Annotated in this window: 17 protein-coding genes; 12 read left to right on the top strand and 5 right to left on the bottom strand. The window is 73.5% G+C overall.

The annotated features are described in order from the left end of the window. Positions 1 to 3: 3 nt before the first annotated feature. From steA to SERN_RS12830, 7 genes are read left to right on the top strand one after another with little or no spacing between them, the layout of a single operon-like run. The gene (gene steA / locus SERN_RS12860) at positions 4 to 1,194 is read left to right on the top strand and encodes a putative cytokinetic ring protein SteA (RefSeq protein WP_135850475.1); all 1,191 of its coding nucleotides are present in this window, start codon (positions 4 to 6) and stop codon (positions 1,192 to 1,194) included. Between the two features lie 3 nt (positions 1,195 to 1,197). Beyond that, positions 1,198 to 2,289 (top strand): copper transporter, encoded by a 1,092-nt coding sequence (locus SERN_RS12855; protein ID WP_135850474.1) that lies wholly within the window; start codon positions 1,198 to 1,200, stop codon positions 2,287 to 2,289. Next, complete coding sequence (locus tag SERN_RS12850) at positions 2,286 to 3,143, top strand: hypothetical protein (RefSeq protein WP_135850473.1); 858 nt, start codon at positions 2,286 to 2,288, stop codon at positions 3,141 to 3,143. Before SERN_RS12855 ends, SERN_RS12850 begins: the two co-directional genes overlap by 4 nt. Further along, positions 3,130 to 4,893 (top strand): murein biosynthesis integral membrane protein MurJ, encoded by a 1,764-nt coding sequence (murJ, locus tag SERN_RS12845; RefSeq protein ID WP_233251668.1) that lies wholly within the window; start codon positions 3,130 to 3,132, stop codon positions 4,891 to 4,893. Before SERN_RS12850 ends, murJ begins: the two co-directional genes overlap by 14 nt. Continuing rightward, the gene (locus SERN_RS12840) at positions 4,890 to 6,032 is read left to right on the top strand and encodes a glycosyltransferase family 4 protein (RefSeq protein WP_135850472.1); all 1,143 of its coding nucleotides are present in this window, start codon (positions 4,890 to 4,892) and stop codon (positions 6,030 to 6,032) included. Before murJ ends, SERN_RS12840 begins: the two co-directional genes overlap by 4 nt. 23 nt (positions 6,033 to 6,055) lie before the next feature. Continuing rightward, positions 6,056 to 7,756 carry a CTP synthase gene (locus SERN_RS12835; RefSeq protein ID WP_135850471.1) on the top strand — a complete coding sequence of 567 codons (1,701 nt, stop codon included), beginning with the start codon at positions 6,056 to 6,058 and terminating at the stop codon, positions 7,754 to 7,756. Then, a complete protein-coding gene (locus tag SERN_RS12830) occupies positions 7,753 to 8,418 on the top strand; it encodes an NUDIX domain-containing protein (protein WP_135850470.1) in 666 nt (221 codons plus the stop codon). The genes SERN_RS12835 and SERN_RS12830 overlap by 4 nt, the downstream gene beginning before the upstream one ends. A gap of 27 nt (positions 8,419 to 8,445) precedes the next feature. Here the strand turns inward: SERN_RS12830 and SERN_RS12825 are convergent, their stop codons facing one another. Beyond that, the gene (locus SERN_RS12825; protein ID WP_135850469.1) at positions 8,446 to 10,638 is read right to left on the bottom strand and encodes a glycoside hydrolase family 3 N-terminal domain-containing protein; all 2,193 of its coding nucleotides are present in this window, start codon (positions 10,636 to 10,638) and stop codon (positions 8,446 to 8,448) included. 153 nt (positions 10,639 to 10,791) lie between these two features. On the opposite strand from SERN_RS12825, the gene SERN_RS12820 reads away from it, so the two are divergent. The 5 genes from SERN_RS12820 to SERN_RS12800 all read left to right on the top strand — a co-directional run bounded on the left by SERN_RS12820 (position 10,792) and on the right by SERN_RS12800 (position 17,418). Further along, positions 10,792 to 11,820 (top strand): LacI family DNA-binding transcriptional regulator, encoded by a 1,029-nt coding sequence (locus tag SERN_RS12820; RefSeq protein ID WP_135850468.1) that lies wholly within the window; start codon positions 10,792 to 10,794, stop codon positions 11,818 to 11,820. 110 nt (positions 11,821 to 11,930) lie between these two features. Next, positions 11,931 to 13,217, top strand: coding sequence for a sugar ABC transporter substrate-binding protein (locus tag SERN_RS12815; protein WP_135850467.1), 1,287 nt, complete (start codon positions 11,931 to 11,933; stop codon positions 13,215 to 13,217). Between the two features lie 12 nt (positions 13,218 to 13,229). After that, positions 13,230 to 14,369, top strand: a complete 1,140-nt coding sequence (locus SERN_RS12810) for a carbohydrate ABC transporter permease (protein ID WP_135850466.1) — start codon at positions 13,230 to 13,232, stop codon at positions 14,367 to 14,369. Next, positions 14,366 to 15,259 (top strand): carbohydrate ABC transporter permease, encoded by an 894-nt coding sequence (locus tag SERN_RS12805; protein WP_135850465.1) that lies wholly within the window; start codon positions 14,366 to 14,368, stop codon positions 15,257 to 15,259. The genes SERN_RS12810 and SERN_RS12805 overlap by 4 nt, the downstream gene beginning before the upstream one ends. A gap of 89 nt (positions 15,260 to 15,348) precedes the next feature. Next, positions 15,349 to 17,418 (top strand): glycogen debranching N-terminal domain-containing protein, encoded by a 2,070-nt coding sequence (locus tag SERN_RS12800; RefSeq protein WP_233251667.1) that lies wholly within the window; start codon positions 15,349 to 15,351, stop codon positions 17,416 to 17,418. A gap of 22 nt (positions 17,419 to 17,440) precedes the next feature. Here SERN_RS12800 and SERN_RS12795 read toward each other — a convergent pair whose 3' ends face one another. The 4 genes from SERN_RS12795 to SERN_RS12780 form a co-directional block, all read right to left on the bottom strand. Further along, positions 17,441 to 18,442 carry a COX15/CtaA family protein gene (locus SERN_RS12795; RefSeq protein ID WP_199241602.1) on the bottom strand — a complete coding sequence of 334 codons (1,002 nt, stop codon included), beginning with the start codon at positions 18,440 to 18,442 and terminating at the stop codon, positions 17,441 to 17,443. A gap of 170 nt (positions 18,443 to 18,612) precedes the next feature. Further along, positions 18,613 to 22,530 carry a S8 family serine peptidase gene (locus tag SERN_RS16010; protein WP_135850464.1) on the bottom strand — a complete coding sequence of 1,306 codons (3,918 nt, stop codon included), beginning with the start codon at positions 22,528 to 22,530 and terminating at the stop codon, positions 18,613 to 18,615. 237 nt (positions 22,531 to 22,767) lie between these two features. Beyond that, positions 22,768 to 23,502, bottom strand: a complete 735-nt coding sequence (locus SERN_RS12785; RefSeq protein WP_135850463.1) for an ABC transporter permease — start codon at positions 23,500 to 23,502, stop codon at positions 22,768 to 22,770. Next, positions 23,499 to 24,473 (bottom strand): ABC transporter ATP-binding protein, encoded by a 975-nt coding sequence (locus tag SERN_RS12780; RefSeq protein WP_135850462.1) that lies wholly within the window; start codon positions 24,471 to 24,473, stop codon positions 23,499 to 23,501. Before SERN_RS12780 ends, SERN_RS12785 begins: the two co-directional genes overlap by 4 nt. Positions 24,474 to 24,504 lie beyond the last annotated feature (31 nt).

Here is a 24,504-nt window from a genome sequence, read left to right as displayed (position 1 = left end):
GATATGAGACTCCGCCCCCTGCGCCGCACCGCCGCGCCCGCCGTCGACGCCGACGCGACGGCGACCGGACCCGCGCGCGTGGACCACCGCACCAAGGCGCTGACGAAGCGGCTGAAGCAGGGTGACGTCGCCGTCATCGACCACGTCGACATCGACCGGGTCTCCGCCGAGGCGCTCGTCGCGTGCGGCCCCGCCGCCGTCCTCAACGCCGCCGCCTCGACGTCGGGCCGCTACCCGAACGTCGGCCCGCAGATCCTGCTGGATGCCGGGATCCCGCTGGTCGACGGCCTCGGGGACGCCCTCATGGGGCTCAAGGACGGGACCCGCCTCGTCGTGCGCGGCAACGCCGTGCTGTCAGGGACGACCGTGCTGGCTGAGGGGGTGGAGCAGACGGCCGAGACCGTCGAGGCCGACCAGGCCAAGGCGCGCGAGGGTCTGTCCGACCAGCTCGAGGCGTTCGCCAGCAACACGATGGACTACATGCTCAAGGAGCGCGACCTGCTCCTGGACGGCATCGGGGTCCCGCGCGTGGACACGAAGATCGACGGGCGCGCCGTCCTCATCGTGGTGCGCGGCTACCACTACAAGGAGGACCTGGCGATGCTGCGGTCCTTCATCCGCGAGAGCCGACCGGTCCTCATCGGGGTCGACGGCGGCGCGGACGCCATCATCGAGGCCGGCTGGAAGCCCGACCTCATCGTGGGTGACATGGACTCCGTCTCCGACAGCGCCCTGACCAGCGGCGCCGAGGTGGTCGTGCACGCCTACCGCGACGGCCGCGCGCCCGGCGCCGCGCGCGTCGCCGAGCTCGGCGCCAAGCACGTCGTCTTCCCGGCCACGGGGACGAGCGAGGACGTGGCCATGCTGCTGGCCGACGACATGGGCGCGAGCCTGATCGTCGCCGTCGGCACGCACGCGACCCTCGTGGAGTTCCTCGACAAGGGCCGCTCCGGCATGGCCAGCACGTTCCTCACGCGCCTGCGCGTGGGCAGCAAGCTCGTGGACGCCAAGGGCGTCTCGCGCCTGTACCGCTCCAGCATCTCCACCTGGCAGCTCGTCCTGCTCGTCCTGGCGGGACTGGCCGCGCTGGTGGTGGCGCTCGCCGTCACGCCCGCCGGCCAGGCCGCGCTCGAGCTGCTCCTCGCCCGGTGGGACGACATCGCCACCACCATCCGTCGATTCTTTGGAGGGTGACGCGTGATCGACTTCCGCTACCACCTCGTCTCACTCATCTCGGTCTTCCTCGCGCTGGCCGTCGGCATCGTGCTGGGCGCCGGTCCGCTGCGCGACACCATCTCCGACCAGCTCACGGGCCAGGTCGAGGTGCTCCGCGAGGAGAAGGACGCGCTGCGCCTCGAGGTCGACGAGAACCGCGCGACGATCGCCGACAACGTCGCCTTCATCGAGAGCGCCGCCCCCGCGCTGCTCGACGGCGCGCTGCCCGGGTACCGCGTCGCCGTCGCGACGTTCCCCGGCGTGACCGACGACGTCACCTCCGCCGTCAGCCAGCGCATCGAGGAGGCCGGCGGTGAGATCACCGCCCGCGTCGAGCTCGGCACCGACTGGGCCGACCCGGCCGCCGAGGCCGAGCGGACCGCCGTCGCCGACGAGGTGCGCTCGGAGGTCCCGGGTGTCGGCGGCGCCGACACCGACGACGTCGTGCTCGGCCAGGCTCTCGGCTTCGCCCTGACCGGTGCGACGGCGGCCGACCCGCGCGCGGCGTCCGCCGACGCCGTCGCCGTCCTGACGGCGCTCGCCGACGGCGACGACCCCCTCGTGCGCGTCGAGGGGGAGGCGGCCCCGGCCGACCTCGTGCTCGTCCTCACGACGCCGCAGGTCGCGCCCGAGGCCGACGCGACCGTCGACCCCGAGCTCGAGCCGAGCAACGTCACCTGGGCGCTGACGCTCGCGGCGACCGGCGAGGCCGCCCCGACCGTCGTGGCCGGCTACGCCGAGCTCGACATCGACACGCTGGTCCGGGTCAGGGGCGAGCGCACCGTCGCGACCGTCGACGGACTCGGCACCGTCGCGGGACAGGTCACCGTGCCGCTCGTCCTCGCGGCGGTCGCCGCCGACGCCGAGCCGCTGCCCTACGGGTTCGGCATCGGTGCGCAGGACCCCCTCCCGCCCCAGCAGGACCTGACGGGACCGCCCGCGCTCGAGACGCCCACCACCTCGCCGGGTGACGGTCAGGGCGCCGACGGCTCTGACGGGACTGACGGCTTCGACGGCACCGGCACGTCGGACGAGCCCGCCGACGACGCCTCGCCGAGCGGGGACGGTCGGTGAGCCGGCTCCTCCCGGCCCTCCACGCCGCAGCCTGGACGGCCGCGGCATCGGTCCAGGCGCGCCGCAGCGATCGCGAATCGTGGCACCGCACCAACTTTCGCGGCCGGACCGTGAGCCTGTCCGGCGGGATCGCGACCGCGGTCGGCACGCTCGCCGGGACCGCCTCCGTCGGTGGGGCCCCCGCCCTGGCCGGGGCGGTGGCCGTCACCGCGGCCGGTGGCCTCGGGGCGCTGGACGACCTGACCGAGCGCGAGCAGGACCGCGGCACCAAGGGTCTGCGCGGCCACCTCGGTGCGCTGGCGCAGGGCACCGTCACCACCGGAGCGGTCAAGCTCCTGGGCATCACGGCCGCGAGCCTGCTCGCCGGGACCGTGCTGGCCGACGCCCGCCGTCGCGCCTCGGGCGCCTCAGGCCCTTCGGCCTCGTTCGCGGCCACGGCCCTGGACTCCGTGACGAGCGGCGCGCTCGTCGCGGGTACCGCCAACCTCCTGAACCTGCTCGACCTGCGACCGGGCCGCGCGCTCAAGGCGGCGATCCTGCTCGGCGCCCCCCTCGCCGCGGCCGGGGGACCGGGCGCCGGGATCGGCTCCGCCGTCGTCGGCTCCGCGGTCGCGGCCGCCCCCACCGACCTGGCCGAGACCACGATGCTGGGCGACACGGGTGCCAACGCGCTGGGCGCGGCGCTCGGCGTCGGCCTCGCGTCCCACCCGCACCCCGCCGTCCGGCTGGGCGCGCTCGCCGTCGTGGTGGCCGGCACGCTGGCGAGCGAGCGCGTGAGCTTCTCCCGCGTGATCGACGCGACGCCCGCACTCGCGTGGGTCGACGGGCTCGGGCGCGACGGTGCCGGCCGCTGACCCCAGCACCGACCGCGACGCGGCACGGGGGCGCCTGCGGCGCCTGACCGCCGGTGTCGCCGGGGCCGCTGCCGTCCTGACCGTCCTGACGCTCGCGGCACGGATCGTCGGCTTCGCGCGGTGGTTCGCGCTCAACGCCTGGGTCGGACCGAACGAGGTCGGCACCGCGTACTCCACGGCCAACACCGTGCCGAACGTGCTGTTCGAGGTGGCCGCCGGGGGTGCCCTCGCGGGCGCCGTCGTGCCCCTGCTGGCCGGTCCGCTCGCGCGGCACCTGCGCCGCGACGTCGACCGCACCGCCTCGGCCCTGCTCACCTGGGCCGCGCTTGTCCTGATCCCCGTGGCGGCGCTGACGTTCGTCGTGGCGCCGGCCGCGGTCGGCGCCCTGTCGGGTCCCGACGCCCCGCCGGAACAGGTCGCCCTGGCGGCAACGCTGCTGCGGATCTTCGCGGTGCAGATCCCGCTGTACGGGGTGGGGGTCGTGCTGTCCGGCGTGCTGCAGGCCCACCGCCGCTTCGTGTGGCCCGCCGTCGCGCCGCTGCTCTCGAGCCTGGTCGTCATGGGGTCGTACTACGTCGTCGGCGTGCTGACCCCGGACGACCCGACGGCGGCCGACCTGACCTCGGCGGCCGTCAGCGCGCTGGGCTGGGGGACCACGGCCGGTGTCGTCGTGCTCAGCCTGCCGCTGCTCGTCCCCGTCGCGCGCCTGGGGGTGCGGCTGCGCCCGACGCTGCACTTCCCCGACGGCGTCGCCGTCCGTGCCCGGTCGCTCGCGCTCGCCGGCACGGGCGGCCTGCTCGCGCAGCAGGTGAGCGTCGTGGTCGCGGTCAAGGTCGCCAACACGTTCGGCACCACGGACGGCACGCTGAACGTGCACCAGTACGCGCAGGCGGTCATCCTGCTGCCCTACGCCGTGCTCGCGGTCCCGGTCGCGACCGCGATGTTCCCCCGGCTGGCCGAGCACGCCGCGTCCGGTCGGCGCGACGCGCTCGCGCGGGAGAGCGCCATGTCCACCCGCGTCATCGTCGTGGTGGCGGCCGCCGGCGCCGCGGCGCTCGTGGCAGCGGCCGGGCGCGTCGAGCAGGTGTTCGGTCACTACGCCCGGGGCGAGTCCGGTGTCGCCGGCATGGCGGGCGGCATCGCCTTCGGGGCGGCAGGCGTCGTCGGCCTCGCGCTCGTCTTCCACCTCTCGCGCGTGCTGTACGCGATCGAGAACAACCGCACGGCCCTGGCTGCCATCAGCGTGGGCTGGCTCACCGTGGCGCTCGCCGCCGTGCTCGGGGCGCTCCTCCTCGTGGGTGGCGGTTCCGACGCAGCGGCCTCCGCCACCACGCTCGCCGTGCTCGGCGGGGCGACGAGCATCGGCACCCTGGTCGGTTCCCTCGCGCTCCTGCTCGGCGTGCGGCACGCGCTCGGCGGCGCGGGGATCGCCGGTGTCGGGCGCACCGCGCTCGTCTCGCTCGTCGGGGCAGGGCTGGGCGCCCTGGCCGGCCGCTGGGCGGCGGGTCTCGGCACGACCGGCGCGTCCGACGGCGGCCCTGGCCAGGCCCTCGCGCTCGGTGCGCTGGGCGGGCTGGTCGCCGTCGTCGTCGCACTCGCGATCTCTGCGCTCGGCGACCGACAGGCGCTCGCCCGGCTGCGCGGCGCGCGCCGCGGTGCGGGCGCGACACCCGCCCCCGTCACGCCGGCCCCCGTCACGACCGTCGCACCTGTCCCACCGACCGTGCCACCGACCCAGGAGCAGCCATGACCAGGATCGTCCAGGTGGTCGGCCACGCGGCCGGCGGCATCGGGGTGCACGTCGCCGATCTCACGCGTGGGCTGCGGGAGGTGGGGGAGGACGTCCGCGTCGTCGCCCCGTCCGCGACGGCGCAGCGGTTCGCCCTCGGTGACGCGAGCCTCGGCCAGGTCGACACCGCGGCGTGGCCGCAGCGCACGTCGCCGGTGAGCTACCTGCGGGGCCTGCAGCGGCTCCGGCGACTGGTGCGCGGCAGCGACGTCGTGCACGCCCACGGGCACCAGGCCGGTCTGACGGCGCTGCTCGCGGCCGCGGGCACGGGCGTCCCGGTCGTCGTGTCCTGGCACAACGCGATCCTGGCGCGGCGCGGTCCGGGTGCCCTCGCCGAGCGCTGGCAGGCCCGCCGGGCCGCGCTCGTGACGGGGGCCTCGCAGGACCTCGTCGACCGTGCCGCGCTGCTGGGTGCGCGGGCGAGCGTGCTCGCCCCCGTCGCCGCGCCGAGCGCCGGGACGTACCCGGGCACGCACGAGGAGGCGCGCGCCGTCGTCGCCGCAGCAGCCGGGATCGAGGTCGTTCCCGACGGCGAGGCTGGGACCGTCCCTCCCGAGGTGTGGGCGCTGACGGTCTCGCGCATCGCACCCCAGAAGGACCTTGCCGTGCTGGTCTCGGCAGCGCGCGCGGTCGCGGGCGCCCTCCCCGCGGCGGTGCCGGGCGCCGAGCAGGTGCGCTGGTTCGTCGTGGGCGACGGCGACGCGCCGCTGCGCGCCGAGCTCGAGGCCGCCGCTGCCGGTCTGCCGTTCCACCTCGTGGGCGCGCGCGACGACGTGCCGACCTGGATGGCCGCGGCCGACCTGCTCGTGGTTCCCAGTCGCTGGGAGGCGCGGGCGCTCGTGGTGCAGGAGGCGCTCGCGGCCGGTCTGCCGGTCGTCGCGACCGACGTCGGCGGCCTGCCCGAGCTCGTCACGGGCTGCGGTTCGCTCGTCCCCGTGGGTGACGCGCCCGCGATCGCCGCTGCCGTCACGCACCTCGCGGCCCACCCCGAGCGGCGCGCCGAGCTCGCCGAGCACGCGCGTGAGCGGTTCGCCCGACTGCCCACCTCGTCGGACGTCGTGACGGCGTGGCGCGAGCGCTATGCCTCGCTCACCCGCTGACGACGGTAGGGTGGAGTTCCGTGGTGGAACACTCCAGACGGAATGCCGGTAACAACCCTTCGACGGTCACGAAGCACGTCTTCGTCACGGGAGGGGTGGTGTCCTCGCTCGGCAAGGGCCTGACGGCGTCGAGCCTCGGCCAGCTGCTGCGAGCGCGCGGCATGCGCGTGACGATGCAGAAGCTCGACCCCTACCTCAACGTGGACCCGGGGACGATGAACCCGTTCCAGCACGGTGAGGTCTTCGTCACGGAGGACGGCGCCGAGACCGACCTCGACATCGGTCACTACGAGCGGTTCCTCGACGTCGAGCTCGACCAGGGCTCCAACGTCACGACCGGTCAGGTCTACTCCACGGTCATCGCCAAGGAGCGCCGCGGCGAGTACCTCGGCGACACCGTCCAGGTCATCCCGCACATCACCGACGAGATCAAGTCCCGGATGCGCGCCCGTGCGCACGACGACGACGCGCCTGACGTGATCATCACCGAGATCGGTGGCACGGTCGGTGACATCGAGAGCCAGCCGTTCCTCGAGGCTGCACGCCAGGTCCGCCAGGACGTGGGCCGCGCCAACGTGTTCTTCCTCCACGTCTCGCTCGTGCCGTACATCGGCCCGAGCAAGGAGCTCAAGACCAAGCCGACGCAGCACTCCGTGGCCGCGCTGCGCAGCATCGGCATCCAGCCCGACGCGATCGTGTGCCGCTCCGACCGCCAGCTGCCCGAGAGCATCAAGACGAAGATCGCCGCGATGTGCGACGTCGACGACGAGGCCGTCGTCAACTGCGCCGACGCCCCGAGCATCTACGACATCCCCAAGGTGATCCACACCGAGGGCCTGGACGCCTACGTGGTGCGCCGACTCGGCCTGCCGTTCCGCGACGTCGACTGGACGACCTGGGGCACGGTGCTCGACGCCGTCCACCAGCCGCGCCACGAGGTCGAGGTCGCGCTCGTGGGCAAGTACATCGGGCTGCCCGACGCCTACCTGTCCGTGACCGAGGCGCTGCGCGCCGGCGGCTTCGCCAACGAGGCGCGCGTCAACATCCGCTGGGTCGAGTCCGACCAGTGCGAGACGCCGGAGGGCGCGCGCCGCGCTCTCGAGGGAGTCGATGCGATCCTCGTGCCCGGCGGCTTCGGCGTCCGCGGCATCGAGGGCAAGCTCGGCGCCCTGACCTGGGCCCGTCGCAACCTCGTGCCCACGCTCGGCATCTGCCTCGGCCTGCAGTGCATGGTCATCGAGTACGCGCGCACCGAGCTCGGCCTGACCGAGGCGTCCTCCTCGGAGTTCGACCCCGCCACGCCCGACCCGGTCGTGGCCACCATGGCCGAGCAGCTCGCGATCGTCGGCGGCGAGGGTGACCTGGGCGGCACGATGCGTCTGGGGTCCTACGAGGCCGTCCTGGCGCCGGGTTCGGTGGCCGCGGCAACCTACGGCAGCGAGCGCGTGACCGAGCGTCACCGCCACCGCTACGAGGTCAACAACGCCTACCGTCCGCGGCTGGAGGAGGCGGGGCTCCGCATCAGCGGCACCTCGCCCGACTCCTCGCTCGTGGAGTTCGTCGAGCTCCCCGCCGACGTCCACCCGTACTACATCGCCACGCAGGCGCACCCGGAGTTCAAGTCCCGCCCGACCCGCGCGCACGCGCTGTTCGAGGGCCTGGTCAGCGCCGCGCTCACGCGTCAGCGCGGCACCCGGCTGCTCGAGGTCGACCCGGCCCGATGAGCACCCCGACGACCAGCCCGACGACGGGGGACGGTGTCGCCGACGAGCGACGCGAGCGGCCCGTCGTGACGTCGGAGACGGTGTTCTCCGGACGGATCTTCGACGTCGTGCGCCGCGAGGTGGACCTCGGTGAGGCGGGGACCGTGGTGCGCGACCTCGTCGCCCACCCGGGCGCCGTCGCCGTGGTCGCCCTGGACGAGGTCGGTCGCGTGGCTCTCATCCGGCAGTACCGGGTGCCGGTGCAGGCGTTCCTGTGGGAGGTGCCGGCGGGCCTGCTCGACGGCGGTCCGGAGGAGACCCTGCTGGCCGCCGCGCAGCGTGAGCTGGCCGAGGAGATCGATCTCGCCGCCGGCCGCTGGGACGTCCTGGTCGACTACGCGACGTCGCCCGGCATGGGCGACGAGGCGCTGCGCGTCTTCCTGGCGCGCGACCTCGCCCCGGCCCCGGCCGGCGACTTCGTCCGGGAGGGCGAGGAGGCCGAGATCGAGCTGGCCTGGGTGCCGCTGGGCGACGCTGTCGAGGCGGTCCTGGCCGGTCGCGTGCACAACCCCAGCGCCGTCGTCGGGCTGCTCGCCGCCGAGCGGGCGCACCGCGCGGACTTCGCCGGGCTCCGAGCGACCGACGCGCCGTTCCTGCTGCGTCCGGACGTCCGGCCGGCCTGACCGTCCGGGGGCGCCCCGCCCGGCCCCTCAGACCAGGTCGATCTCGACCGACGAGGCGTCCGGCCTGCCCCAGCCGGCCGTGAGCACGATGCGACCGGGGTCGACCCGGTGGCGCAGGTCGCGGCCGTGGTAGCCGAACGCCGCGGCCGGCAGCGCGAAGGTGACCTCGCGCGAGGTGCCGGCGGGCACGTCGACGACGGCGAGGTCGACGAGCTCGCGCATCGGCCGGGTCACCTCGGCCACCTCGTCGCGCATCATCACCAGCACCGGCTCCCGCACGTCGGTCCCGCCCGCGTTCGTCACGGTCAGAGCGAGGTGCGCCGTCCCGCCGTCGACGGGGACCTCCGACCCGTCGACCAGTCGCAGCGGACCGTAGGCCAGCCCCGAGGAGCCCGCGCCGAACGGGAGCAGCGGTGTCGCGGGGGAGTCCACGTAGCGTCCGCGGCCCGTCGCGCTCGCGGGCAGCGGCCGTCCCGAGGGTCGTTCGGCGTGCGAGATCGGCAGGTGTCCGGCCGAGCGCGGCAGCGACATCGGCAGGTGGCCCGTCGCGCGCGTCCGGCCCAGCAGGACGTCGGCGATCACCGCGCCGCCCTCGGTGCCGGGGTGGAACGCGAGCACGACGGCGTCGGCCACCACCAGCACCTCGCCCAGCGCGAGCGGACGGCCCGTCAGGACCACCACGACCAGCCGCTCGGCCACGGCGGCGAGGGCGCGAAGCACCTCGAGCTGCCCGGGCGGCAGGCCGACGTCGCTGACCGCGCTGTCCTCGCCGGAGCGCCACGGGTGCTCGCCCACCAGGGCGATCGTCGTGCTCGCCTCGCGAGCGTGTCGCAGTGTGACGTCCGCGAACCCGCCGGTGTCGATCACGAGTCGCCCTGCTGCCTCCTGCCCGGCGAGCGCGGCCAGACCCGAGCGCAGCGCCGGCCCGATCGGGACGACCTCCGCGCCGTCGCCGTCCAGCACCCAGGTGCCCAGGAGTCCGGTCGTCTCCCGGGCGAACGCGCCGGTCAGCAGCAGCGTCGTCCCCGCGGCCGGGGGCGCGATCGGAAGCACGCCGTCGTCCTCGAGCACCACGAGCGCCGCGGCCGCGGCCCTGGCCGCGAGTTCCCCGTCGACGCCGAGGGCGCGGCTCCCCACCGCGGGCGCGCCCCCGGGGAGGGCCGGACAGCCCGGGTCCAGCAGGCCCAGGCGCACCTTGAGGAGCAGCACCCGGCGCGCTGCGTCGACGACCAAATCCCGGGCCACCTCGCCGGACTCGACGAGCTCGGCGAGGTGCGCGCGGTAGGCGCCGGAGACCATGTCGACGTCGACCCCCGCCTCGATCGCGAGCCTGGCCGCCTCCCGCAGGTCGGCGGCCACCCCGTGCTCGACGAGCTCACCGATGCCGTTCCAGTCGGCCACCACGACGCCGCCGAAGCCCCACTCCTGCTTGAGGACCTCGCGCAGAAGGCGGCGGTGGCTGTGCATCGGGATGCCGTCGACGTCGCTGAAGGCCGCCATCACGGTGTGCACGCCGGCGTCGACGGCGGCGCGGAACGGCCGCAGGTGCTGGTTGCGCAGCGTGATCTCGCCGACGTCGACGCCTGCGTAGTCACGACCGCCGCGCGAGAGGCCGTAGCCGACGAGGTGCTTCGCGCACGCGGCCAGGCGGCCGCTCTCCTGGAACCCGCGCACCGCGGCCGTCCCGAGCCGCGCGGTCAGCAGCGGCGACTCCCCGAACGACTCGGCCACGCGGCCCCACCGCGCGTCCTCGACGAGGTCGACCATCGGGGCGAACGTCCACGTGATGCCGTCGGCGGACGCCTCGAGCGCGGCGCGGCGCGCGACGTCCGTCACCAGCGCCTCGTCCATGCTCGCCGCGAGGCCGAGGGGGATCGGCGCGATCGTGCGGTGGCCGTGGATGACGTCGCGGGCGATCAGCAGGGGCAGGCCGAGGCGCGAGGAGCCGATGGCGGCGCGCTGCAGGGCGTCGACGCGGGCGCGGTCCACGCCGTCGTCCCGCTCGGTGCCGGCGAGCGCACCCGAGGCGAGGAGGGTCGAGCCGATGCCGCCGGCGGCGAGCAGGTCCGCATCGTCGGCGACGGCGGGGTCGACGTTCGCGCTCTGGTGCAGCTGGCCGACCAGCTCGGCGAGCGTCATCTCGGCCAGGAGCGCCGCGACGCGATCCTGCGCCGCGAGCTCCGGATCGAGCCAGGGCCGGTAGGTCGGGGTGCCGATCATGGCGCTCGTCTCTCGTCGTCGAGGTGGTTGACAGCGGTGCCGATGTGATCCAGGATCCTACTTGATCGATCTTATGAACGATCCAATCGCCGCGACGACGCCGTCCGACGATCGCGATCACGCCCGCTGCAGCTCCAACGAAGGAGGCCAACCGTGTCGACCCGCCCCACCATCGCCGCCGTGGCCGCCGCCGCGGGAGTCTCGCGCCAGACGGTCTCGAACGCGCTGAACGCTCCCGAGCGGGTCCGTCCGGACACGCTCGCCCGCGTGCTCGCCCGCATCGACGACCTCGGCTACCGCCCGAGCGTGGCCGCCCGCCAGATGCGCACCGGTCGCTCGCAGCTCCTCGCGATGCGCATCGAACCGGTGCGCGACGGCGTCAACGGCGTCGTCGGTGACCGGTTCCTGCACGCGCTGTCCGAGGCCGCCCAGCGCGCCGGGTACCGGATGCTGCTGTGCACGGCCTCGGGCGACGCGGCCGAGCTCGCCGAGTACGAGCAGCTGCGCGCCACGATGGCGCTCGACGGCGTCGTGCTCGCCACGACCCACACGGGCGACGGTCGCCGGGCGTGGCTGCGCGACAAGAAGCTGGCCTTCATGAGCTTCGGCCGGCCGTGGGCGAGCGACGGCTCCCTCGGCGAGGACGACGCCTCCTGGGTGGACGTCGACGGCGCGGCCGGTACGGCTGCGGCGACGGCGGAGCTCCTCGCCCGGGGCCACCGTCGCATCGCCTACCTCGGCTGGCCGCACGCCTCCGACGTCGGGCAGGACCGTCGGGCGGGATGGCTGCGGACCATGGCGGCCGCCGGGCTCGCGGGCGTCGCGGTCGAGGCCACGTCGGAGGACGACATCGAGCAGGCGCTCGCCGTCGTCGCCGATCTCCTCAGCTCCCGCCCGACGGCGATCGTCTGCGCGAGCGACACGCTCGCGATCGCCGTCTCCGCTGCGCTCAACCAGCGCGGCCTCCGCCCCGGCGCCGACGTCTCGGTGGTCGGTTTCGACGACACGCCGGCGGCGCGGGCGCTCGGCATCGCGAGCGTGCTGCAGCCGTTGGGCGGGGTCGCCGACGCCTGCATCGGCGGTCTCGTCGGGCAGCTCGAGGGCAGCTCGGCGCCCGAGCGCGGCGTGCTGCTGGAACCCCGACTCGTGATCCGGCCGACGCTGGCCGATCCGTCTCCCTGACCCACCACGTCCCACCCGCTCGACCCCGCACCACCCCGATCTCTGCATCCGAAGCAACGACGCCTCACGACCGGTTCGCCGGTCCCACACAAGGAAGAGATGGCCACGACATGACGACGAGCACCCACCGACCCCGCATCCTCACCCTGGGCGCGCTCGCGGCGCTCGCCCTCGTCCTGACCGCCTGCGGCGGCGGGCAGGGCTTCTCCGACGACGGCACCACGTCGTCCAGCTCCGACGACTCCGGCGACGGCGGCTCCGGTGGCACGGAGGGCGCCGAGCTGAGCGTCCTGGTCGCCACCGGTGACACCGAGAGCCTGGGCGCGATCCAGGACCTCGCCGACACGTGGGCCGAGGGCGCCGGCGCGACCGTCGACGTCCAGCCCGCGAGCGACATGAACCAGCAGCTCTCGCAGGGCTTCGCGGCCGGCAACCCGCCCGACGTGTTCTGGGTCGACGCGTCGCTGCTGCCGACCTACGCGGCCGCGGGCAACCTGTGGCCCTACGGCGATCAGATGTCCGACGTCGACTTCTACCCCGCGCTGGTGGACAGCTTCACCTACGACGGCGAGCTCTACTGCGCACCGAAGGACTTCTCCAACCTCGGCCTCGTCATCAACACCGACCTGTGGGACGCGGCCGGCCTGACGGACGACGACATCCCCACCACCTGGGACGAGCTCCAGAGCGTCGCCACGACGCTGACCACCGACGGTGTCACGGGCCTCGTCATCGGCGACACCCGCGACCGCGTCGGCGCCTTCATGGTGCAGGCCGGCGGGTGGATCGTGAACGACGACCAGACCGAGATGACGATCGACACCCCCGAGGCCATCGCCGGCATCACCGAGGTGCAGGAGCTGCTCGAGTCCGGCGCCGCAGCCTTCCCCAAGGCGGTGGACTCCGGCTGGGGCGGCGAGGCCATCGGCACCGGCAAGGCCGCCATGACGATCGAGGGCAACTGGTTCAAGAGCGCCGCGGGCGCCGACTACCCCGACCTGAACTGGCGCGTCGCCGAGCTGCCCGAGGGCCCGGCGGGTAAGGGCACGCTGACCTTCACGCAGTGCTGGGCGATCGCCGACGCGTCGCAGAACAAGGAGGCGGCGCTCGACTTCATCACGAGCCTGTACACCCCGGAGATCCAGGTCGACCTGGCCAACCGCTTCGGTGTCATGCCGTCCATCGAGTCGGCCCGCGAGCAGTACGTCGCGGGGGTGCCCGAGTCCGAGCAGGCCTGGCTCGCCGGTGCCGACTACGCCCAGGGCCCCGTCTCCGCCGTCGGGATGGACCCGGTGATGAAGGAGCTCGACACGCTCATCCAGCAGCTCCCGGGGCTCGCGCCCGCCGACATCGCGTCCCAGACGCAGGAGAACGGCCAGGCCGTTCTCGGGAACTGACCGGCTCCTCCGATGGCACTCACCAGCGCCGACGACATCGTCGTCGCCACGCACGGGCGGGGAGCCGACCAGGCTCCCCGCCCGGGCGGGCCGCGCCGCCGCAGCAACCGTCTGCACGGGCGCGAGCCCGTGCTCGCCTGGGTCTTCGTGGCCCCCATGGTGGCCGTAGCCCTGCTGTTCCTCATCGTCCCGATCCTGATGGCGCTGTGGGTCAGCGTCTCGGACTGGAGCGGCCGGGGGAGCCCGCTGGCCTCCTCGGTCCAGTTCGTCGGGTTCGAGAACTACGCGGCGTTCTTCTCGCCCGGACTCGCCCAGCGGGACCTGACGACGTCGATCCGCAACACGTTCTACTTCGTCCTGCTCGTGGTGCCGCTGCAGACGTTGCTCGCGCTCGGGCTGGCACTCGTGCTCAACTCCCGGCGGCTGAAGGCCAAGAGCTTCTTCCGCACGGCCTACTACTTCCCGTCCGTGACGAGCTCGGTCGCGATCGCGGTCGTCTTCCTCTTCATGTTCTCGGCCAGCGGTCCGGTCAACTCGATCCTGGGTCTGGTCGGCATCGAGGGGCCCAACTGGTTCGCCGACCCCCGCGGCCTCATCCACGTCGTCGCCGGAGCCTTCGGCGTCGAGCAGCAGCCCGCGTGGGCGTCCGGCTCGATCGCCGGGATTTCGCTGTGGCAGTGGCTCGCCGGACCGAGCGTGGCGATGGTCTCGATCATCGCGCTCGTCGTGTGGGTCTCCGCCGGCGGCTACATGCTGATCTTCCTGTCCTCGCTGCAGGGCATCGACGAGGAGGTCAACGAGGCCGCGGTGGTCGACGGCGCGTCCACGTGGCAGCGCATCCGGCACATCACGGTCCCGATCCTGCGGCCCACCACCACGCTCGTGGTGACGCTCGGCCTGATCGGCACGTGGCAGGTGTTCGACCAGGTCTACATCATGAGCCAGGGCAACCCCGGCAAGACCACCCTGACCCCGGCCTACCTCAGCTACACGACGTCGTTCGGCTCGGCCCAGTGGGGTCAGGGCACGGCGATCTCCTTCATGCTGTTCGCCCTCATCGTCGTCCTGACGATCATCCAGCGCGCCGCGACCCGCGACCGGGAGAACCCCTCCGGCCGCCGTCGTCGCGCGAGGAAGGAGGTGGCGTCGTGAGCGACCTGCGCACGCGTCCGACCACGAAGCGTCCCCCGACGGGCGACCTGGCTGCCGAGGGGCGCCGTCGCCGCGCGAGCATCGCCGCGTTCTACACGGTGCTCATCGTGGTCGCGATCATCTACATCTACCCGTTCGTCATCCAGGCGGGCACGTCGTTCAAGACCGACGGCGACTCCACGTACAACCCGCTGAACCCGTTCCCCTCGCTGTTCACGCTGGACGCCTACGCCACGCTCGCCGACGTCGACTTCCCGCTGTGGTTCCGCAACTCCGTCATCGTGACCGCGTTCGTCACGGTCGGCCGGGTGCTGCTGTGCTCGGCGGCGGGGTACGCGCTCTCGCGCCTGCACTTCGTCGGACGCAAGTTCCTGCTGGCCGCGATCCTCGCCGTGATGGCGGTGCCCGGCGTCGTGCTGCTCATCCCGAAGTTCCTCATCCTCAACCAGCTGGGGATGTACAACACGTTCTCGGCGATGATCATCCCGCTGCTGTGGGACGCGACCGGCATCTTCATCATGAAGCAGTACTTCGACACGATCCCGCCCGCGGTGGAGGAGGCCGCGCGGATCGACGGCGCCGGCGTCGTTCGCCGATTCTGGTCGATCATGCTGCCGATGGCCGGACCCGCCCTGGTGACCCTCACCGTGTTCGCGTTCCAGGGGAGCTGGAACGAGTTCACCCACTTCATCGTGGCCCGGTCCAGCGCCGAGACGAACACGCTGACCACGGGGGTCGCGGCCCTCACGACCGGCCAGTTCGGGTCAGGGAACAGGTATCCGCTGAAGCTCGCGGCCGCGCTCATCATGACGATCCCGGTGGCTCTCGTGTACTTCGTGTTCCAGCGCAAGCTCGTGCGCGGTCAGGGCGGCGGCGCCGTCAAGGGCTGAGGCGCACCGCCCGTGCCACCGCCCGACTCCGATCCGCCACGCCACGCCACGACCCGCCCCGCCCCGCCCCGCCCGACCGAGGAGCCTCCATGGGTCTGCAGCCCTTCCTGCACCAGCTGATCCCGACCCTGATGGCGCCCACCCAGGTGTGGTGCGACCGCGACGGTCAGGTGCGCGACGCCGGGGCGCAGGGCGTCTTCCACGGCGACCTCCGCGCGCTCACGCACGCGGTCGTCACGGTCGACGGCGTCGAACCCGAACCGCTCTCGGCCGCACCCGCGGGACCGGGGCGCACCGAGGCCGTGATGGCCGTCCGTCAGATCGACGGCGACGGCGCCGATCCGACGACGTGGCTGCGACGCCGGACCGTCGTGCGCCCGGGGCGGGTGGAGATCCGGCTGCAGCTCGAGTGCGCCACGGCCGAGGCGGTCGACGGCGTGCTCGAGCTGACCGTCGGATCCGACCTCGCCTCGCTCGAGGTGGTCAAGCAGGGGGGACGCCTGGATCCCGTGACCGCCGACGTCGTCGACGACGGCGGCGGCTCCCACTCCGACTCCGGCCCCGGTACCGCGATCCTCGCGTTCGTCGGCGGGACCGCCAGGGTCGAGGTCGCCGCGCGCGGCGCGCGGGCCACGGCGGGGGGATCCGGCGTCGTGCTGCGCTGGGACGCGCGCGCCGCGCCGGGGACGCCGTTCACCGCCGAGTGCGTCGTGACCGTCACCGACTCCGGCGCGGTCGTGACGGCGCCCGCCCGGCCCACCGCCGAGTGGTCGATCCCCGACGTGACGGCGTCCGACCCCCGGCTCTCGCGGCTCCTGGCCCGGTCGCTCGACGACCTGAGCACGCTGCGGATGACGTGGACGCGGGCTCCCCAGGAGGTCTTCCTCGCCGCGGGTGCGCCCTGGTTCTTCACGCTGTTCGGGCGGGACTCGCTCTGGGCGGCCCGCCTCATGCTGCCGCTGGGGACCGATCTCGCGCGCGGGACGCTGCGCACGCTGGCGGCGGCCCAGGGCACGGCCGTCGTCCCGGCGACGGCGGAGCAGCCCGGCAAGATCCTGCACGAGGTCCGGCCGGCCGCCCTGGCGCTCGGCGACGGCACGGTGCTGCCGCCCGTGTACTTCGGCACGGTGGATGCGACGGCGCTGTGGATCTGCCTGCTCCACGACGCGTGGCGGTGGGGCATGGCGCCCGCCGACGTCGAGGCGCTGCTGCCCGCGATGGAGCGCGCTCTGGCGTGGCTGCGCGACCACGGCGACGGTGACGGCGACGGGTTCGTGGACTACGTCGACGAGACGGGGTCGGGTCTCGCGAACCAGGGCTGGAAGGACTCGGGGGACTCCGTGCAGTGGCGCGACGGCAGCCTCGCCGAGGGGCCGATCGCGCTGTGCGAGGTGCAGGCGTACGCCTACGAGGCCGCCACCGGCGGCGCGGAGCTGCTGGAGGCGTTCGGTCGCGACGGCGCGGGGGAGTGGCGTGCGTGGGCCGGGCGTCTGGCCGACCGGTTCCGCGAGGCGTTCTGGACCTCGGACGAGCGTGGGCCGTACCTGGGCATCGCCGTCGATCGCCACGGCGCCCTCGTGGACTCCGTGGCCTCGAACATGGGCCATGTCATCGGGACCGGCATCCTGACCCCCACCGAGGAGCGGACGATCGCCGACCGGCTCGTGGCCTGGGACATGTCCTCCGGCCTGGGACTGCGAACGCTGTCGGCCCGGATGGGTGGCTACTGGCCGCTGCGCTACCACGGGGGCGCGGTGTGGGCCCACGACACCGCCATCGCGATCCGCGGCATGACCCAGGCGGGACTGGACGACCAGGCGGAGGTGCTGGTCGCCGGGCTGCTCGCCGCCGCCGAGCGGTTCGACCACCAGCTGCCCGAGCTGTTCGCGGGTACGTCGCCCGACGACGTCTCCGGCGTCGTGCCCTACCCCGCCTCGTGCCACCCGCAGGCCTGGTCGGCGGCGTCCTCGGTCACCGTGCTGCAGGCCGTGCTCGGCCTGGCCCCCGGTGAGCGGACCGGACGGGCCGGAGCGGGGCACCCGCGGGTGCGGGCCCGGGGGCGCGACCTGGTGGGCGTGGTCTCGGTGCGAGGACTGCCCGGACCGCACGGACCGTGGTCGGTGGACCTGCGCCCCGGGGAGGCGCCCGTCCTGCGGTGAGCGGGGGCGGCGGGGGTGCGGGTCAGCGGTGCAGCGACGGCCGCGTGCGCAGCGACAGAACCGCGAACGTCGTCGCCGCCACGAGACCCGCGGAACCGAACAGGTGGATCGCGACCAGCCCGATGGGCAGGCCGGTGAAGTACTGGACGTAGCCCACGAGGCCCTGGGACAGGGTGACGGCGAGCAGGATCCACCAGGTGCGTCGCACGCGGGGCGTCCGCGCCCCGGGGGCGGTCTGCGTGACGTTCCGGACGCTCCGACCGTGGATCGTCACGAGCACCACCACGAGCGCCGCGACGAACACCCACACCGAGAGCGCGTGGAACCGGGCGATCAGCGCCGGGTCGACGGGGAAGCGGTACCCGACCTCGGAGTCGCCCGAGTGCGGTCCGGCGCCGGTGGTGATCACGCCGAGGACGACCACGACCGTGGTCAGCATCCCCATCACCACGGGTGCCCGACGGATGACCGTCGCCCGGCGACCCTCCGCCACGAGGGTGGGCGTGCGGGGGCCGTCGCCCTCGCGCAACCGTGCCACGAGGGCCGCAGAGCCCCACACGAGGGCGGCCGAGATGACGAAGTGGCCGCCGACGACGGCGGGGTGCAGGTCGACCAGCACCGTGATGCCACCGATGAGGGCCTGGATCAGGACGCCCACGAGCGGCACGAGCCCGAGCACCCGGAACCGGACGGTCCGGGCCCGCGTGGCGGGGGAGAACAGGACGAGGACCGCGAGGGCCAGGGCGACCACGACGAGCACCCCCGTCAGGGTCCGGTTGCCGAACTCGATGAACGGGTGGATGGTCGCGGCCTCGTGGAACACCGGGGTGAACTCACCCGGTTCGCACTCCGGCCACGTCGAGCAGCCCAGGCCGGACGCGGTCAGGCGCACGACGCCACCCGTGAGGATGATGACGGCCTGCGCGACGAGGTTCGCGATCGCGACGCCGAGCACGAGGCGGGGCGTCAGCCGGCCCACGACGCGGTCGGTCCGGCGGACGGCGGGGCGGGTGGCGGCGGACACCGTCCCAGCGTATCCGCGGCGTCCGGCAGGCCCTACCGCTGCGGGCGTGGCCGCTGACACACCCGGACGACCCCGGACAGCGCTGCGGGCGCCCGGTGACCGGACGCCCGCAGCGATGGAGCAGGTGGTGCTGGTGGTGCAGGTGACGGACGGGCCGTCACGTCGAGGTGCTAGGACAGCACCTCGGTGGACAGGCGGTAGAGGAACGCCGCCATGGCGTCACGCTTGGCCGGGTCGAGCGGACGGAACGAGCCGTCGTCCCAGCCGCGGATGACGTCGACCGACTCGAGCCACGTGATCTCGCGGTAGAACTGCGAGCTCGGGGTGATGTCGATGAACGGTGTCTCGGCCGGCGGCTGGAAGCCGGACAGGTCGAGCCCGTCGACCTCGGCGTACCGGTACAGGAACGCCGCGATCGCGTCACGGGCGATCGGCGTGGTCGGACGGAAGGTGCCGTCGGGCCAGCCGGTCGTGATCTCGTTCTGGGAGGCCCACACGATCTCCGCGTAGAACTCGTTGTCCTCGGCGACGTCGCTGAAGGGCGACGACTCCGGCAGGACGACGTCGGGGCTGCCGGCCATCCGGTGGAGGAAGGCGGCCATCGCGTCACGATTGATGTTGCTCAGCGGCTCGAAACGGTACGTGCCGTCCCCGTTGTCCCAACCCGTGGAGATGCCCTGGTTGGCGAGCCACGTGATGTCGTCGAAGAACATGTCGCCCTGATTGACGTCCGTGAAGACGCGGTCGCCGGGGACCTGTGCCGAGACGTTCTGCACGTCGACGATCTGACCCTGCTTGCCCACCGCGTTGTGCATGTGGAGGAAGAGGATCCTCTCGCCGCTCGGGACGGTCTCGACGCGCTCCTGCGTGCCGACACCGGCGGGGCCGGCCGGGTCCTTCTGGGTCTGTCCGAGACCGGCGGCCGGGACGAGGCTCTCGAGGCGGGTGACGGGGATCGACGTCTCGGGGAGCGAGGCGAAGACCGCGGTGTCGAGGTCGCCGAAGCCGAGACCCGTGTTCCACTCGAACGAGAGGTCCGCGATCGTGTCGTACGTCCCGCCGTCGGCGAGCCACGACGTGCCGCTGACGCTGTAGTCGAACGACACGTCACCGGCCGCGATCTGCTCGTCGGAGTAGCCGAGCGAGTCCAGCGAGACGGGCAGCACCGCCACGGCGGAGTCGTAGGAGTTCGTGTCCACCGTGGCGGGGACGTCGTTGATGAACTCCAGGCCCGTGTTCTCCCCGTCCTCGTCGAAGACGAGGACGAGGGTCAGGTCGTAGCTGTCGACACCGTCGTCGTACTTCTGCACGACGACGTCGTACGTGCCCTGCGGCGTCTCGACCTCGAGCGAGATCGAGTTCGACGCACCGAGCGTGGCCCACGGGCCCTGCATCTCGATGCCGAAACCGACGTAGGGGGCGGTGCCGTTGTAGAGCCACTGCGACGTGCCGACGGCCTTGAGGTCGGCGGCGAGCAGGCTCGGGTCCGCCTCGGCGTTCACCACACCGGACTCGGCCGCCAGGTTGAACGGTGCGACGACCGAGAGGAAGCCCTCCTGGTCGACGGCACGGCCGGCGAGGCCGACCCGGGTGTACTCGGAGTCGGCGGCGCCGAAGACGACCGGGCCGGCGGCCATGGCGCTCGTCGGCTTGACGGCCGCGCTGACGGGGACGCGCAGCAGGTCGACCTCGGGGGCACCGGTGAGCTCGACCCAGCCCTGCGGGATGGTGAGGAACTCGCGGGGGGCACCCACCTGGGTGGGGGTCATCGACGGGTCGAGCGTGCGCGCGACGGCCGCCGGGTCGGTGACCGACAGCGTGACGTCGAACGACGCCGTGCCGCCCGCAGGCACCGAGACCTGGTCGGCGGACAGGACGTACTCGACACCGGGGACCGCGGTCTGGGCGTTGTAGCCCACGCCGAGGGTGACGGCGGCGGCGCCCGTGTTGAGCACCTCGACCGTGCGGGTGATCGAGACGGCCTTCTCCAGCTCGACGACGCCGAAGCCGACCGAGACGCCGGTCGGGTTGGCCTTGTCGTAGGCGATGACGGAGTTGTTGACCGAGTCGAGCGCGTCGACGCGGCCGGAACCCACGCGCTGCGGGCCGAACGGCACGTCGCTGATCGTCACGTCGTGCGTGGCGGTGTTCATGACACCGGCCTTGACCTGGGCCGCGCTCCAGTCGGGGTGCGCCGCGCGGGTGAGCGCAGCGACGCCGGCGGCGTGCGGCGAGGCCATCGACGTGCCGGACTTGTTGGACCAGCCGTTGCCGGTGCCGACGGCGACCGAGGCGATCGTCGTGCCGGGGGCGGCGACGTCGGGCTTGGTCGAGCCGAGCGAGCCGTGGACGCCTCGCGAGGAGGAGTCGTTCAGCGTGTCGGCGACGCTGGGTGCCGAGACCGCCAGCACCGAGAGGGTGTTGTCGTAGGTGATCGTCAGGGGCGCGGGGATCGTGATGACACCCGTGGCCGGGTTCCAGTCGAGGAGCTCCTCGGTGACGGGACCCGTGAACTGGAACGTCGGGATGCGGTCGTTGCCGGTCAGGCCGGCGGCGAACACCTCGGAACCGCTGGTGAAGACGATGCCGGCCGCGCCGGCGTCGGCTGCGTTGTTCGCGCGTCCGGCGGAGCCGCAGGGCAGGGCCACGGTGTCGTCCCAGGAGACGACGACGGTCTTCCCGGCCACCTTGGCGGCGTCCTCGGTGGTGTACGGGAGGCAGCCGGAGTTGTACGGCAGCGTCCCAGGAGTCAGCGTGACGACCTCGGACGGTCCGACCGGACCGTTCGGGAAGAGGTAGGCGATCGAGTACTGGCCGGGGACGGTCTCCGCCTCGCCGCCCGAGACGCTGACGGAGGCGCCCTCGAAGTTGAACGAGTCGGCCACCGAGTTGGCGACGGCGAGCGTCGCGTTCGCGTTGCCCGGGGAGCCGCCGATGTCGTGCGTGTCGCCGGAGTTGCCCGCCGAGGTCACGACGACGACGCCCTCCGCGACGAGCTGCTCGATGAGGTCGTTCTCGGGGTCGTCGACCGTGGAGAACGTGGAGCCGATCGACATGTTCACGACCGTGACCTGCTGCGCGAGCTCGTTGGTGGGGTCGAGCAGCCAGTCGAGCGCGGCACCGGTGACGGAGCTGCTGCCGGCGCAGCCGAAGATCTTCAGCGCGACGAGATCGGCCTCGGGAGCCGAGCCCGGACCGACCTGGAGGTCGAGCAGGTCCTCCTGCGCGAGCGTGGTGTAGTCGCCCTCGAACGTGGTGCCGTCGGGGCCGACGCCGAAGCCGGCGGCAGTGCCGGCGACGTGGGAGCCGTGGCCGTCGCTGCGCGGCGACGCGGGGGGAACCTCGCCGCACAGGCCGGGGGCCTCGTCCAGCGGGTTGGCGTCGGGCTCGGGGTTCTGACCGGCGGCCGCGGTGTAGTTCAGGCCGGCGAAGTCGTAACCGCCGAGCACCTTGCCCTGGGGCCACGTCGGTGCCGTGGCGAGGAGGGTCTTCGTCTCGGCGTTCAGCTCGGCGGGGTAGGCGTACGCGGGGTCGGCGTTGAACGACGCGTGCGTGAAGTCGATGCCGGAGTCGATGACGGCGATCGTCTGACCCTCACCGGTGATGCCCGCGTTCTGCCAGGAGGCGGCCGAACCGGTGAAGACGTCGATGCCGGCGTTGGACTGGCGCTCCTTGGGGACGATCGGGCGGACCGAGACGACGTCGTCCCGGTCGGCCAGGGCGCGCAGCGCGTCGGCGTCGGCGCTGACCGCGACGCCCGCGAGCCCGTTGGTCGCGGTGTAGAGCACCGTGACGTCACCGAGGTCGTCGACGACCGAGTCCGCCGTGCCCTCGATCTGCTGCTCGGCCGAGTCGGCCACGGCCTGCGAGCTGCTGGAGCGCGACTGGGCGACCGCCTCGCGGGTGGTGCGGTCGGTGAACTCGACGAACGCCTCGGTGGGTCCGCTCAGCCCGGCTAGGGACTGAACCTTGAGCTCGGCCCGGACGGAGTCCTCGAGCTGTGCCGAGAGGCCCGTGGCCTCCGGGAGGTCGGCGGGGTCGGCGGTGGCGCCGGCCGCGGTGGTGACGAGCAGCGCCGCTGCTGCCACGGCTGCGGCGGGGTACCGCCACCGTGGGGTGTGAGGGTGTGGTGACACGCGAATCTCCAGGGGTTGGACAGACCTGCGGGTACGCAGTGGAAGTGACGTTAAGGTCCCGTCAACCCGAGAGTAAAGCCTCAGTGTTTCGTCAGCGTTGACGGTCACGGCCCGGTCAAGGGGCGAGACGTTTCGTGACCGGTGTCACATCCGCGGAATGACGCGGATCACATCACTCCCGCCGGCGGGTCAGGAGGTCGGGCGAAAAAGTTTCGCGGCGAGCGCGGTCAGGACCCCGGACCACGCGGCCAGCACCACTGCGGCGACGACGTCGAACCCGCCCCCGGTCAGCGAGAGGCGCAGCGCGTCCCCCATCGCTCCGGACGGCAGCCAGGCGGTGACGACGGCGAGGCCGGACGAGAAGGTCGCGGCGGGCAGCACGAGGCCGCCTCCCACCAGGAGGAGCACCCACAGCAGGTTGGCGACGGCGAGCACGGCCTCGGCCCGGAGCGTCCCGGCGATCAGCAGCCCGAGCGACGTGAAGGCGACCGAGCCGAGCACGCCGACGAGCAGGGCGCCGGGGACGCCTGCCACCTCGGGTCGCCAGCCGAGAGCCAGGCCGAGGGCGCCGAGCGCCACCACCTGGACCACCTGGACGGCGAAGACCGACAGCACCTTGCCCGCCACGATGCCGCGGGCGCCCAGTGGCGTGGTCGCGAGCTGGCGCAGCACGCCCCAGCGGCGGTCGAACGCCGTCGCGATCGCCTGCGACGTGAACGCCGAGGAGAGGACCGCCAGGCCCAGCACCCCCGGCACCACCACGTCCAGCCGGTCCTGACCCGGCAGGAGGTCGAGCTCGACGACACCGCTGCGGCCGAGACCGATCAGGACGAGCGCGGGCAGGATGATCGAGATGAGGAGCTGCTCCCCGTTGCGCAGCGCCGAGACCGCCTCGAACCGGGCGTAGGTCAGCACGCGGTTCATCGCGCCGCCCGCTCGCGGTCGACGGGGTGGTCGGCGGACTGCGCGGCGGGCGAGGTCAGCTCCAGGTAGGCGTCCTCGAGGGTGCCGCCCCCGACGTCGAGCGCGCGCAGCCGCACGTCCTCCTCGACGCACCACGCGGTGATCGCGGCGACGAAGGCGGGCGTCGGCTCGTGCCGCAGCGTCACGACGGCGCCGCGGCCGCCCTCGCGACCCGCCCCGACCGTCGCGGCGCCGACCGCGTGCGCGAGGCGGGCGACGGCGTCGTCGGACAGCGGGGAGACCGGTCGCAGCCGGACGGTGTCGGGGCCGGCGAAGCGCTCGATCAGCTCGTGCGGCGAGCCTGAGGCGACGAGGCGTCCGGCGGCCAGGACGTGCACGACGTCGGCCAGCGCCTCGGCCTCCTCCAGGAGGTGCGTGGTCAGGACGACGGCGGCCCCGCCGTCGCGGAGCGACCGCACCAGGTCCCACACGAGACGCCGCGACTGCGGGTCGAGTCCCGCGCTCGGCTCGTCCAGGAACAGCAGGTCCGGCTCGGCGAGGATCGCCGCACCGAGCGAGACGCGCTGACGCTGGCCCCCGGACAACCGTCGGACCGGCGTGCGTGCCACGTCCGTGAGGTCCAGGCGGGCGAGGAGCGGGTCGACGTCGCGCGACCGGCCGTGCATCGCCGCGACGAGCGAGAGCACCTCCGTGGCGGTGCGCGCCATCGGGAGCCCGCCGTCCTGCAGCATCACGCCCACGCGGGCGCGCGCGGGCGACGAACCCGCGGGGTGCCCGAGCACCGTGATCGTGCCGGAGTCGGCTCGGCGCAGGCCCTCGGCGCACTCGATCGTGGTGGTCTTGCCCGCACCGTTCGGACCGAGCACGGCCGTCACCCGGCCGGCGTCGGCGCTCAGGCTCAGGCGGTCCACCACGACGCGACCGCCGTAGGCGACGGTGAGGTCGTCGATGGCGAGCGCGGGGGAGGGCACGAGGGGTGAGTCTACGGGCGCGCCGGTGCCC

It is taken from the genome of Serinibacter arcticus, assembly GCF_004786095.1.
Classification (GTDB): Bacteria; Actinomycetota; Actinomycetes; order Actinomycetales; family Beutenbergiaceae; genus Litorihabitans; species Litorihabitans arcticus.
Note: the sequence above shows the minus strand (reverse complement) of the source record. Positions and strands in the feature narration are given on the sequence as shown.

Bases quoted from the DNA above. Each gene is read 5' to 3' on its own strand.
- steA (WP_135850475.1), top strand. From the start codon at position 4: ATGAGACTCCGCCCCCTGCGCCGCACCGCCGCGCCCGCCGTCGACGCC.
- SERN_RS12840 (WP_135850472.1), top strand. From the start codon at position 4,890: ATGACCAGGATCGTCCAGGTGGTCGGCCACGCGGCCGGCGGCATCGGG.
- SERN_RS12830 (WP_135850470.1), top strand. From the start codon at position 7,753: ATGAGCACCCCGACGACCAGCCCGACGACGGGGGACGGTGTCGCCGAC.
- SERN_RS12825 (WP_135850469.1), bottom strand. From the start codon at position 10,638: ATGATCGGCACCCCGACCTACCGGCCCTGGCTCGATCCGGAGCTCGCG.
- SERN_RS12815 (WP_135850467.1), top strand. From the start codon at position 11,931: ATGACGACGAGCACCCACCGACCCCGCATCCTCACCCTGGGCGCGCTC.
- SERN_RS12810 (WP_135850466.1), top strand. From the start codon at position 13,230: ATGGCACTCACCAGCGCCGACGACATCGTCGTCGCCACGCACGGGCGG.
- SERN_RS12800 (WP_233251667.1), top strand. From the start codon at position 15,349: ATGGGTCTGCAGCCCTTCCTGCACCAGCTGATCCCGACCCTGATGGCG.
- SERN_RS12785 (WP_135850463.1), bottom strand. From the start codon at position 23,502: ATGAACCGCGTGCTGACCTACGCCCGGTTCGAGGCGGTCTCGGCGCTG.